This is a genomic window from Glaciimonas sp. GNP009 (genome assembly GCF_054343755.1).
The window spans coordinates 4,151,481-4,164,059 of sequence record NZ_JBTGUV010000004.1; the positions used below are offsets into that span (position 1 = coordinate 4,151,481).

12 protein-coding genes are annotated in these 12,579 nt (G+C 47.8%); 10 read left to right on the forward strand and 2 right to left on the reverse strand.

Annotated features, from left to right (window positions below; translation table 11 throughout):
• Positions 1 to 81: 81 nt before the first annotated feature.
• The 7 genes from hfq (at position 82) to ACXX82_RS19250 (ending at position 7,056) form a co-directional block, all read left to right on the forward strand.
• Positions 82 to 318 carry an RNA chaperone Hfq gene (hfq, locus tag ACXX82_RS19220; RefSeq protein ID WP_108439546.1) on the forward strand — a complete coding sequence of 79 codons (237 nt, stop codon included), beginning with the start codon at positions 82 to 84 and terminating at the stop codon, positions 316 to 318.
• Between the two features lie 39 nt (positions 319 to 357).
• Positions 358 to 1,488, forward strand: coding sequence for a GTPase HflX (hflX, locus tag ACXX82_RS19225; RefSeq protein ID WP_322237464.1), 1,131 nt, complete (start codon positions 358 to 360; stop codon positions 1,486 to 1,488).
• Positions 1,489 to 1,527: 39 nt separating this feature from the next.
• Positions 1,528 to 2,835 carry an FtsH protease activity modulator HflK gene (gene hflK / locus ACXX82_RS19230; RefSeq protein ID WP_322237467.1) on the forward strand — a complete coding sequence of 436 codons (1,308 nt, stop codon included), beginning with the start codon at positions 1,528 to 1,530 and terminating at the stop codon, positions 2,833 to 2,835.
• Positions 2,835 to 3,716 carry a protease modulator HflC gene (gene hflC / locus ACXX82_RS19235; protein ID WP_322237470.1) on the forward strand — a complete coding sequence of 294 codons (882 nt, stop codon included), beginning with the start codon at positions 2,835 to 2,837 and terminating at the stop codon, positions 3,714 to 3,716. Before hflK ends, hflC begins: the two co-directional genes overlap by 1 nt.
• 317 nt (positions 3,717 to 4,033) lie before the next feature.
• Complete coding sequence (locus tag ACXX82_RS19240) at positions 4,034 to 5,182, forward strand: ATP phosphoribosyltransferase regulatory subunit (RefSeq protein WP_458563499.1); 1,149 nt, start codon at positions 4,034 to 4,036, stop codon at positions 5,180 to 5,182.
• Between the two features lie 3 nt (positions 5,183 to 5,185).
• Positions 5,186 to 6,499, forward strand: coding sequence for an adenylosuccinate synthase (locus ACXX82_RS19245; RefSeq protein WP_323507095.1), 1,314 nt, complete (start codon positions 5,186 to 5,188; stop codon positions 6,497 to 6,499).
• 20 nt (positions 6,500 to 6,519) lie between these two features.
• Positions 6,520 to 7,056, forward strand: coding sequence for a phosphoribosyltransferase (locus tag ACXX82_RS19250; protein WP_322237478.1), 537 nt, complete (start codon positions 6,520 to 6,522; stop codon positions 7,054 to 7,056).
• 109 nt (positions 7,057 to 7,165) lie between these two features.
• Here the strand turns inward: ACXX82_RS19250 and ACXX82_RS19255 are convergent, their stop codons facing one another.
• Complete coding sequence (locus tag ACXX82_RS19255; RefSeq protein ID WP_323507094.1) at positions 7,166 to 7,567, reverse strand: hypothetical protein; 402 nt, start codon at positions 7,565 to 7,567, stop codon at positions 7,166 to 7,168.
• 419 nt (positions 7,568 to 7,986) lie between these two features.
• Here ACXX82_RS19255 and iolG point away from each other — a divergent pair, with 419 nt between their 5' ends.
• Together iolG and ACXX82_RS19265 are read left to right on the forward strand one after the other, a co-directional pair.
• A complete protein-coding gene (iolG, locus tag ACXX82_RS19260) occupies positions 7,987 to 8,979 on the forward strand; it encodes an inositol 2-dehydrogenase (protein WP_458563500.1) in 993 nt (330 codons plus the stop codon).
• Positions 8,980 to 8,987: 8 nt separating this feature from the next.
• Complete coding sequence (locus ACXX82_RS19265) at positions 8,988 to 10,013, forward strand: Gfo/Idh/MocA family oxidoreductase (protein ID WP_458563501.1); 1,026 nt, start codon at positions 8,988 to 8,990, stop codon at positions 10,011 to 10,013.
• Positions 10,014 to 10,159: 146 nt separating this feature from the next.
• On the opposite strand, the gene ACXX82_RS19270 is transcribed toward ACXX82_RS19265, so the two are convergent.
• Positions 10,160 to 11,026 carry a MurR/RpiR family transcriptional regulator gene (locus tag ACXX82_RS19270; RefSeq protein WP_322237490.1) on the reverse strand — a complete coding sequence of 289 codons (867 nt, stop codon included), beginning with the start codon at positions 11,024 to 11,026 and terminating at the stop codon, positions 10,160 to 10,162.
• A gap of 328 nt (positions 11,027 to 11,354) precedes the next feature.
• Between ACXX82_RS19270 and ACXX82_RS19275 the strand changes: the two genes are divergently transcribed.
• Complete coding sequence (locus ACXX82_RS19275; protein ID WP_416186875.1) at positions 11,355 to 12,359, forward strand: sugar ABC transporter substrate-binding protein; 1,005 nt, start codon at positions 11,355 to 11,357, stop codon at positions 12,357 to 12,359.
• Positions 12,360 to 12,579 lie beyond the last annotated feature (220 nt).

Here is a 12,579-nt window from a genome sequence, read left to right on the forward strand (position 1 = left end):
CCACCGAGTCATACATAGAAGCTCCGTCAAATAAGGCGGGGTCTGTTTGACTTCTAATCACAACAACATAGTGGAGTAGCCATGAGTAATAAAGGGCAATTGTTACAAGACCCGTTTCTGAACGCCTTACGTAAAGAGCACGTTCCGGTTTCGATATATTTAGTAAACGGTATTAAGCTGCAAGGTCATATTGAATCGTTTGATCAATACGTTGTGCTCTTACGCAATACCGTCACGCAAATGGTATACAAGCACGCGATTTCGACTGTTGTTCCTGCACGGGCTGTGACGCTTAATCTTGAAGCAGACGCAGAATAATCAATCGCTGTCAGTTTGGGCAGCTATTCGACTCCTCCCATGCGCGCCGCACTAGTCGGCGTGGACTTCGGCAAAGGTGACTTTGCCGCAAGTCTGGAAGAACTATCCTTGCTCGCAAAATCGGCGGGGGCGATGCCAATCATCACCATCACCGGAAGGCGAGGGGCGCCGGATGCCGCGTTATTCGTCGGTTCAGGCAAGGCGCAGGAAGTTGCCGATGCTGTGCATGATGATGAGCTAGAGATCGTTATTTTTAATCATGCACTGTCCCCTGCACAGCAACGCAATCTTGAGCGCGTATTAAAAGTGCGTGTACTTGATCGGACGAGCTTGATTTTGGACATTTTTGCCCAACGTGCTAAGAGTCACGAGGGTAAAGTGCAGGTTGAGTTAGCGCAACTTCAACATTTGGCGACGCGCCTTATTCGAGGCTGGACCCATCTGGAGCGTCAAAAAGGGGGGATTGGTCTACGTGGCCCCGGCGAAACGCAACTTGAAACTGATCGTCGTCTGATCGGGGACCGTGTTAAGGCATTGCGTGGTCGGTTAGAGAAACTACATCGACAACATGCTACGCAACGGCGCGCACGTGGGCGCAGTAACGTTCCTTCAATTTCTCTGGTTGGTTATACTAATGCGGGAAAATCGACGTTGTTCAATGCCTTGTCCAAAGCCGGCGTGTACGCGGCAGATCAATTATTCGCGACGTTGGATACGACTTCACGAAAAATTTACCTTGGGGAAGGTGCCAATGCAGTGATTTCGGATACCGTAGGTTTTATTCGTGAGTTACCGCATCAATTGGTCGCCGCGTTCAGGGCAACGCTTGAAGAAACAATCCATGCAGATTTGTTGTTGCATGTTGTAGATGCTGCCAGTCCGACCAGATTGGAACAGATCGAGCAAGTTAATTTAGTCTTGAAAGAGATCGGTGCTGATCATATTCCGCAGATTTTGGTGTGGAACAAGATTGATGCCGCTGAGTTGGAGCCGGGGATAGAGCGTAACGAGTATGATAAAATCCAGCGTGTTTTTGTAAGTGCTCAAACTGGCGCCGGTCTTAATTTAATGCGTCAGGCTATTACTGAATTTGTAACAGATAGCAACGCGGCGAGGGTCGAGCAACACCAAGGTGAGAATACCCAAGATTTGCAGTTAAAACGCCTCTAACGAGCATTCCAACCTATTTCTATACCGGATCACGATCGAATGCTTGGTTCTATATTAAAAAAACTTGGTGTCAAATTTTCGCTAAACGACCCGCAGTGGGGTCGTAATTCGCAAAATGACAACCAACAAAACAACGACGGCAAAAAGCCGAACAATGGCCCTCCAGATCTCGACCAGCTATGGCGCGATTTTAACCAACGTATAAATCGCTTTTTTGGTAACAAAAAAAATGGCGGTGGCAGCGGTGGCGGTGATTCTAATGGCGGAGGCAGTGGTTTTCCTACAGGGAAAAGCGCTGGTGTTGGCGCGGGCGTTATCGCCGTCATCGTTGCTTTCCTTTGGTTGGCTAGCGGTTTTTTTACCGTTCAGGAAGGCCAAACTGGTGTCGTAATGACATTTGGAAAATATAGCCACTCCACTATGGCCGGTTTTAACTGGCGCTGGCCGTATCCGATTCAAAGTCATGAGATTGTCAACGTTTCAGGCGTTCGGACAATTGAAGTTGGTTATCGCGCCAATGCTAAAAATAAGCAACCTAAAGAAGCGCTCATGCTGACTGAAGATGAAAACATCATCGATATTCAGTTTGCAGTTCAGTATAAACTTAAAAATGCTGCCGACTGGCTCTTTAAAATTCGAAATCCGGAAGAAACGGTACGTCAGGTCGCCGAAGCTTCAATTCGTGAAATCGTTGGTAAAAGCCAAATGGACTTTGTGCTGTACGAGGGGCGCGAAAAAGTTGCGTTAGATGTTAGTCAGTTAATGCAGCAAATTCTCGATCATTATCAGAGTGGAGTACAAATCACGAATGTGACGATGCAAGGTGTACAACCACCTGAACAGGTCCAGGCCGCTTTCGATGATGCGGTTAAAGCAGGTCAGGATCGCGAACGGCAAAAGAATGAGGGCCAGGCTTACGCTAATGACGTGATTCCTAAAGCGCGTGGCGCAGCTTCTCGTTTGCTCCAGGAAGCCGAGGCGTATAGTGCCCGTGTTACTGCGAATGCCGAAGGTGATGCATCACGTTTCAAGCAAGTGCTGACTGAGTATCAGAAAGCGCCAGCCGTCACCCGTGACCGTATGTATTTGGATACTATGCAACAGATTTTTGCGAATACGACTAAAGTCATGATTGATGCCAAGAGCGGAAATAATCTATTGTATTTGCCATTAGATAAGTTGATTGCCCAATCCGTAGCATCAGGTTCGGCTGGCAACGCAATGCCGAATACAGGAGCTACAGGTGTCAGTCCAGCTACTGCGCCGGTAGCAACGGTTAAAGAGAGCGATGCGCAGGCAGTTATTGACTCGCGTTCCCGTGACACACGTGATCGGGAGAGCCGCTAATGAATCGCTTAATATCTCTCGCTGTAGGTCTGTTTATCGTAATAGGAATATTGCTTTCGACGGTATTTGTAGTTGATCAGCGTCAATACGGCATCCTGTTTGCCTTCGGTGAAGTGAAGCAGGTAATTAATGAACCTGGTTTGCATTTTAAATTGCCGGCTCCGTTTCAAAATGTCGTATTTTTGGATAAGCGGATTTTGACGATTGATCCGCCAGAAGCAGACCGGTTTATCACTGCCGAAAAGAAAAATATCCTCATTGATGCTTTCGTAAAGTGGCGTATCACCGATCCTAAGTTGTTTTTCGTCAGTTTTGGTGTGGACGAACAACGTGCTCAAGATCGCATGTCTCAAATTGTCAAAGCGGCGTTGAACGAAGAAATAACTAAACGCACAGTGCGTGAGGTAATTTCAGGCGAGCGCGGCAAGGTGATGGATGCGTTGCGTAAGAAGGTGGCGGAAGAGGCCAGGCAGATTGGAGTTGATATTGTTGACGTGCGGTTAAAGCGCGTCGATTATGTTGATCAGATTAATGCTTCTGTGTATGACCGGATGAAGTCCGAGCGTGCTCGTGTTGCCAATGAATTACGATCTACTGGTTTTGCTGAGTCTGAAAAAATTCGGGCTGATGCAGATAAACAACGGACTGTGATTTTGGCTGAAGCTTATCGTGATGCAGAAAATATGCGAGGCGAGGGCGATGCCAAAGCTTCACAGACTTATGCGCAAGCGTTTAGCAAAAGTCCAGAGTTCTACAAGTTTTACCGTAGTCTTGAAGCGTACCGGGCAAGCTTTAAGAGTCGCCATGATTTGATGGTGATTGATCCGAACTCCGAGTTCTTTAAGTATTTCAAGAGTCCGGGAGTTGGTTCGGCTAAATGAGCGAATAAGTAAAGATCTGACCCAAAAAAGATTGTCTGAGGTTAATATTTAGTGGCTTGTCGCATACCGCGACAGTCACTAAAGTCGTTAACAACACTGATCCAGGTCGTAATTTAATGGCGTCATTTATCGAGACGCCATTTCTTTTTTTGGTGGCGAGGATAATTTCTGATACATTCGGCACTGTCTGGTTTGCGGCACGCACGCGGAGTGGATTGTATGCACGGATTGTTGGGTTGCATACTCCGTCGCGTTTGATAATGATGGTTTCCTGCACTGGTAAGTTCCGGTGCTGAATTTTTTGGTTTATTTTTTATATGCCTAATTGGCTTCTTCCTGAAAACATTGCCGATGTTTTACCGTCCGAGGCGCGTAAGATTGAGGACTTAAGACGTTTAATTCTTGATAACTTTCGCGTGTATGGTTACGAACTTGTGATGCCGCCGATGTTGGAGTACGTCGAATCGTTATTGGCAGGCGCGGGGCAAGATACCGAATCGATGACCTTTAAACTGGTCGATCAATTATCTGGTCGTACACTTGGAATCCGAACTGATATGACAACGCAAGTGGCGCGAATTGATGCGCATTTGCTCAATCGTTCGTCGCTTACGCGACTTTGCTATGCGGGTAGTGTTTTACGCACCCGTCCGTCCGGTTTGCATGCGACTCGCGAGCCATTTCAGATTGGTGCAGAGATTTATGGACATGCAGGACTTGAAGCGGATGCAGAAATTCAACATCTTGCACTAGCTTCGCTTGCGCTTGCTGGTATCACCAAGGTTCGTTTGGATTTGTGCCACGTCGGTATTTTACGAGCGATTATTGCTGAAGACCCCGCTAAAAAAGACGAAATTGCGCTAGTTAAGTTATTAGAAGCAAAAGACACTCCGGGTTTATTGGAAATAAGTGCATCCTATGGTCCTGTGACGCGTGCCGCTATACTAGCTTTACCGAATTTGTATGGCGATAGCACTGTGATTCAGCGAGCACGTGACATATTGCCAAAATTACCAGAAATTACCAAAGCGCTGGATGAACTACAAGCACTTGCGCATGCAGCGGGCGAAGACTGCGTAACCGTGGATTTGGCGGATTTACGGGGTTATCATTACGAAAGCGGGGCAATATTCGGCGCTTACGTTGCTGGTCTTCCGAACGCTTTAGTTCGCGGCGGTCGTTATGATCATGTCGGTGAAACGTTTGGTCGGTCCCGTCCGGCGACAGGTTTCTCGATGGATTTACGTGAGTTAGCGCGTCTGATGCCGAGTGCAGAGCGTAAGGCGGCAATTCGCGCGCCATGGAGTACAGAAGCAGGTTTGAAGGAAAAGATTGTGACGTTGCGTCAGGCTGGTGAGATAGTAATTCAAAGTTTGCCAGGCCACGAAAACGATCAAGATGAGTTCGATTGCGACCGTGTGGTCGTGCTCGAAAATGGCCACTGGATTATCAAAAATTTGGACTAAGTGATGTTACAGAAAAGTACGCAGAAAAACGTTGTCGTCATCGGTACCCAATGGGGCGATGAAGGTAAAGGCAAGATTGTTGATTGGTTGACTGATCATGCGCAAGGTGTTGTGCGTTTTCAAGGTGGCCACAATGCTGGGCATACGCTGGTCATCGGCGGTAAAAAAACGGCATTGCAACTCATTCCGTCGGGCATCATGCGACCGGGCGTCGCATGCTATATCGGTAACGGCGTGGTCTTGTCGGTTCCTGACTTGTTGCGTGAAATCGATAAGCTGCAAGCTGCGGGTGTTGAAGTAGCATCCCGTTTGAGAGTATCCGAAGCTTGCCCTATTATTCTGCCTTACCACACCGCACTTGATGCGGCACGCGAAGTAGCGCGTGGCGCGGCGAAGATAGGTACGACCGGCAAAGGTATTGGTCCAGCATATGAAGATAAAGTAGCGCGTCGGGCAATTCGCGTTGCCGATTTGCTGAATGAAACACGCTTCGCTGAAAAGTTGAGAGAAAACCTCGATTATCACAACTTCGTGCTGACCAATTATTTGAAGGCAGATGCAGTTGACTTTCAGAAGACCTACGACGATGCATTAGCCAACGTGTCACGATTGGCGCCTATGGTCGCCGATGTGTCGAGTGAGTTATATGCGGCCTACAATAATGGCGCCAAGATACTGTTTGAAGGCGCGCAAGGTAGTTTGCTTGACGTTGATCATGGTACTTATCCATTCGTAACATCAAGTAATTGCGTCGCTGGTAACGCTGCTGCGGGTTCGGGCGTCGGTCCAAACATGTTGCATTATATCCTGGGTATTACCAAGGCTTATACAACGCGCGTTGGATCAGGACCATTCCCATCTGAACTGCCTACCGATCAAGGCATCGGTTTGCATCTATCAAGCATTGGTCATGAATTTGGTACCGTCACCGGTCGTGCGCGTCGCTGCGGTTGGTTTGATGCTGCACTGTTGAAGCGATCAGTACAGATCAACGGTGTCTCCGGTATGTGTTTAACAAAGTTAGACGTGCTTGATGGACTGGAATCATTGAAGCTATGCACCGGTTATACGATCGATGGCAAAGTAGTCGATATTTTCCCGGTTGGTGCTGAAGAAGCTGCACGTTGCGTGCCAATCTACGAAGAAATGCCGGGCTGGACGGAAGTCACAGTGGGTGCGAAAACGATGGATGCGTTGCCAGCAAATGCACAAGCTTACGTGAAGCGCATCGAAGAACTGGTCGGCGTACCGATTGATATGGTCTCTACCGGTCCTGATCGTGAAGAAACTATTGTCTTGCGTCATCCTTTCAAATAACTAAAAAGAAGATAAGTAAGATGAACGTCTCCAACGATCAACACCTATGGGTTTCATGGGATGAGTACAACCGTGCCATCGAAAAACTTGCACTCACCGTGCACGAGTCTGGTTGGAAATTTGATCAGGTTCTTTGCTTGGCGCGTGGCGGGTTGCGCCCTGGCGACGTCTGCTCACGTATCTTTGACGTTCCATTAGCCATTTTGTCGACCAGTTCCTATCGTGAAGCGGCCGGAACTGTGCAAAGCGAACTGGACATTGCTGCGCACATTACGATGAGTCGCGGATCGCTGGCTGGTCGCATTTTGCTGGTCGACGATTTGGTCGATTCAGGCGTGACGCTTGATAGAGTGCAACGTCATCTTCAGGAAAATTACTCGCCGGTCACAGAGGTTAAATCAGCAGTAATTTGGTGGAAAGATTGCTCGACAATTAAACCAGATTTTTATGTGGATCACCTGCCTACGAATCCGTGGATACATCAGCCGTTCGAAGACTATGATAGTTTGCGTCCACATCAGCTCGATGCATGGTCAAAGCGAGGCATGGCACGTTAATTCTGCCCAGCGGGCCTCGCTCGTACGACCAAAAAACCTAGCGGTGCGCTAGGTTTTTTTTGTTGAGATGTCGTTCTTGAGGCACGGTATATGTTTCTTTGGTACCAATTTAATCTTGAAACACTAGGTATAGCGTGTGTCTTAGAGGGGTATATCGACGTTCGTTGGGAAAGTATAAACCAATCATTTGTTTACCCGATGTCACAATATCGAATTCTTTGGGGTGTTTATCATCAGTCTCCAAAGCCCCATTTTTGGGCTCATAGACGCTTCCTCCTGGCACGGTTCCACGATACATCCAATGGCTTCCCTCCATTAACATGATCGAATAGCCGTCATCAAGCCTCACGATCACGCGATTCAACATCGTTCTCATCTGATTTCTATCGGCCAGCGTCAATGGCGTGATCGGTTGCGGTTTAGCCGCGAGTTTATCTACTCGCGTTACGCATCCAAACACAGGTAACAAAATGGTAACGCTCAATAACAATGCAAATGGTCGAGGTGTCATTTTGGTTTTCCAAAATAGGTCGATGTGGCTGACATTCAGATCAATAGTCGAGCGATTTACGTCGAACCAGCTAATTTCATCTCAGTACCGAACAAGTAGATGTTACCGCAATTGATTTCGTTATCTCCACAAAAAAATAAGTACTACTTCCATAGGCTTGATGAGGCGGACTGATTTAACTCAGCACGATTTATATAGCAGAAAAGAACGCTTATATAGGCCTAAATACGAATGATTTGCTGTTGTGTCGCCGCGACAGTGAAGACAAGACAACTTTCCAGCTAATTCGTAAGTGATGTTTTTTGATCTTGATTATTTCGAAATATAAATTCGATTAAAAAAAATAATAGAAAAATATTTCTGTGATGGCGCATTGTTGCTTACAATAGAGTTCACAAAAATAATCACGGAGAACCAAAATGATCGATGTCGCAGTCTTTGGAGCGGGCCGAATTGGCAAAATTCACGCGGCCAATCTTGTGCAGCAACCTGGCGTAAGACTCAAGTATGTTTGTGATGTGAACTCTCAGGCTGCGCACGCGCTCGCGGCCCAAAATGGGGCGCAAGTGGCTGATATCGACGCTGCTCTGGCTGATCGGTCCGTTGGGGCGGTACTCATTGCTTCCAGTACCGACACGCATGCCGATCTTATTTTGCGGGCAGTAGCGGCCGGAAAAGCCATTTTTTGCGAGAAACCGGTAGACCTGACATTGGCCCGCGCCAAGGCTTGCGCGTTGGCAGTTGCCGAAGCGAAAGTGACTTGTATGATCGGCTTTCAGCGGCGTTTCGATCCTACTTTTGAGGCTTTGAAGACACGCTTGGCGGCCGGTGAAATCGGCGATCCCGAAATGCTGGTGGTCACCAGCCGCGACCCAGGCGCACCACCAGTTTCTTACTTAAAAAGTTCGGGCGGCATTTTCAAGGATATGTTGATTCATGACTTTGATATTTTTAGATGGATACTGGATGATGAGGCGGTCAGTATTTCAGCCACTGGCAGTTGCTTAAGCGATCCGGCCATTGCCGAAGCCGGTGACATTGATTCTGCCGTGGTAACGATACGTACTCGCCGTGGCCGTTTGTGCCAGATCAACACCAGTAGACGCGCTGCGTACGGTTACGATCAGCGCTTCGAAGTGCTGGGCAGCAAAGGAATGTTGCAAGCAGGAAATCACAAGCCAACTGAAGTGATCTCATCAACTGCGCATCATGTCAGCCAAGATAGGCCAGAGCATTTTTTCCTGGAGCGTTACCGTGCTGCTTATGCACGCGAAATTGCCCATTTCTTTGATGTGCTGGTGAATGGCGGTAACGTGCGCACAACTATTGACGATGGCGTGAAGGCTTTAGCCTTGGCTGAAGCGGCAACGTTATCGTGGCGTGAAAGTCGTACGATAGATTTGTCCAAATGAGTCAGATCATGCGCACACATCAATCTTTAAAAGTGGGAATCGTAGGACTTGGCCGGCTTGGAAGGCGACACGCCGAGAACCTGATGCGACATGTTCCAGGTGCGGAATTAGTCGCCGCATGTAGTCCTCTTGAAAGCGAATTAAGCTGGGCAAAAGAAGCGTTGGGAATCAAGAGCCTATACAGCAATTACGAGGCTTTGTTGGCGCACGAGGGACTCGATGTGGTGTTTCTGGTGACGCCAACCTCAATGCACCCGCAACAGATCATTGAGGCGCTGCGATCTGGAAAGCATGTGTTTTGTGAGAAACCGCTATCGCTGGATCTTGACGACTGTGTACGCGTGAGAGCGGAGGCTGCGTTACATCCACATCTGAAGGTAATGATTGGCTTTGTAAGACGTTTCGATGCGAGCTATCAGGATGCTTACCAAAAAATCCAATCTGGCAGCATCGGTCAGCCGTTTATGGTGTATTCACAGACGTGCGATCAACTTGATCCAGAGGGTTTCTTTGTCAAGTTTGCACCGACTAGCGGCGGGATTTTTCTCGATTGCAGCGTTCACGATATTGATTTGGCGCGATGGATGCTGGGCAATCCAAAGCCAGTACGTGTCTTCGCCAGCGGCACGATTGCAGTGCATCAGGACTTAAGCGCGTGCGGAGATGTCGATAATGGCGTCGCAATCTGTGAGTTTGAGAATGGTCGTATTGCGACCTTATACGCCTCGCGCACGATGCCGCATGGGCATGAGACCGTTACTGAAGTGACCGGTACGGGAGGGCGCTTAACGGTCGGGCGAAATCCTCGCCAAAATCGGGTCGAGATTGCAGACGCGACGGGAATCCGTAACGAATGCACGCCAACTTTTTTCGATAGATTTCAGGATGCTTTTTTGACTGAGGCAATGTATTTTGTTGATGCTATTCAGCAAAATAGGCGATTAAGTCTGACGCTCGATGATGCGACCGAGGCCACGCGGATTGGTATTGCCTTGAGGGAATCGTTGCTATCGAAGTTGCCCGTTACTCTTTAAAAGACGCAACTGGCGACCAATAAAGGCGGCTTTAGCCGCCTTTATTGGTCGCCAGTGGGTGCAAATCATTCACACAACTCGACCATCTAATCATTTAAATAGGCGACGAAAATGGGTCGAATATCCGGTTCGCCATCTCGCAGTGATTATTCATCGTAACCCTCGATAACATTGGTTTCCTCTACATTGAGTTCCAGTCGATACGCCAGTGCAATAAATAGCGCCTGACACAAACACATCGCATTGGTCAGCGATCGAAAAGCAAAGGCGCTGCCTTCTTTTACCGTCAATGAAACCGTAGCATGTTTAGCCAATGGACTGAGCTGGCTGTCCGTAATGATCAACGTCTTTGCCTGGTGGTGATGCGCTAGGCGCACGCAGGCCTGCGTCTCCTTTCCATAAGGCGTAAAGCTAATGGCGATCATGACGTCATTTTTGCCAATACTGCGAATTTGCTCTCGGAACATGCCGCCAAGGCCGGACAACATATGCACGCGTTTGTTGGTGTGCTGAAGTGCGTACACGATATAGGCGGCGATAGGAAAGGAGCGACGCACGCCGATAACGTAAATATTCTCGGCCTTAAGCAAAAGTTTAACCGCCTCTTCGAACCGGGCTTCGTCGAAGCCGCTCAACAGTTCATCCAGGCCGCTTCGACTTGCATCGATGAATTCACGTGCCATGGCGCCGCTAGGAAGTGGCGATGCTTTGGTCTCTATCAATTTGCGAATACGTTGTTGATAGTTCGGCGACGGGCCGGTTTGGGCGGTATAAGCGTCACGGAACACGGCTTGCATTTCGCTGAATCCACTGAATCCAAATTGTTTGGCAAAGCGGACGATCGCCGATGGCTGAACATCGCAATGCTCGGCGATGTCACTAATGCGCTCTAACATCAAACTGGTACGGTGCTGCTCAACGTACTTCGCAATAATTTTTAATTGCTTTGAAAGTGCGGCATATTTATCCGCAATTTGCAGCATCAATTGATCAACTGGGGCAGTTTCCGCCATGGTGTTTCCTCGTGTTTCTTTTTTAGTTTCTGTGCAGTTACAACTCAGTTACGGCACAGTTGCAATTTAGTTGCTATTTACTTGATAGTTATTTGTTAGCAACGTCATTATAAAGAGTATGCATCATTTGAAAATTAAATTCTAAATTAAAAATTAATTGAAAAAAAAGTTGCATTGTTATTCCGCATGATCTATTGTTTAGTGCCGGTCAGTTCTCAGTAGGTTGATCGCGCCACGTACCGCACCCTATAGTTCGGACAAAATAAAATCGGAGATAAAAATGCTACCTAGTAGATCAAGCAGATCAAAGCAGCTTCTTAAAGCCTTGATGATCGCCACATTGGCGATGTCAGCGGTATCTGGCAATATCGCCCATGCAGCGAGTGAAAAATTTGTTCTCATCAGTCATGCACCAGATTCTGACTCTTGGTGGAATACCATTAAAAATGCTATCAAGCAAGCCGGTGAGGATTTTAATGTTACCGTCGATTATCGTAATCCTCCAAATGGTGACCTAGCGGATATGGCGCGTTTGGTTGAGCAAGCGGCTGCGCGCCATTATGACGGTGTCATTGTCAGTATTGCTGATTTCAGCGTACTAAAAAAATCTATGGAAAATGTGACCGCCAAGAAAATTCCGCTGGTCACCATCAATTCAGGAACGCAGAAACAAAGCCAAGAGCTGGGGGCGATCATGCACGTTGGTCAACCCGAATATGAAGCCGGTAAGGGTGCAGGTGAAAAAGCGAAAGCGGCTGGTATTAAATCTTTCTTGTGCGTCAATCATTACGCAACCAATCCCTCTTCGTTCGAACGTTGTCGTGGTTTTGCCGAGGCGATTGGCGTAGATTATAAAAAATCCACGCTTGACGCGGGTCAAGACCCAACCGGCATAGAAAGTAAAGTGTCTGCGTATTTACGCAACAATCCCGGTACGCAAGGTGTATTAGCGCTTGGTCCTGACTCCGCCGGTCCAACCCTGCGCGCATTGCAAAAAATGGGCCTTAAAGGGAAGATGTGGTTTGCCACTTTTGATCTGTCTGACGAGATTGCAAAAGGTATTCAAGACGGGTCGGTGCAATTTGCGATAGATCAACAACCCTACCTTCAAGGCTATATTCCGGTTGCAGTATTGGCAATCGTGACACAAACCAAAACCACCGATATCCCGACGATTCAAGCCAAGTTGAAGGCAAATCCAAAGTTTCAGGCACGTCTGGCAGAGTATGGCCTGACACCGATCTACGGTCCACGTGATATCAGTTCCGGTCCAGGCTATATCACCAAAGACAATATCGCTAAAGTACTCAAGTACGCTGGACAATATCGTTAAGCATTCTTCTTTATAGCGATAGACTAGATGTAGAGACCGCCCGCATCAGAACGTATGGCGTATAAATGTAAAACGCATGCGGGCGTCTGGATGACAGTTTGAAGTCGCATCAAAAAGTGACGGCCAGTATTTGATACTTTCCGCGCCGGGCACTCACCACTATTAGTCAGAAAAGCAAAATAAGCAGGAGATATCTCATGAGTTCACATAGCGTACATGC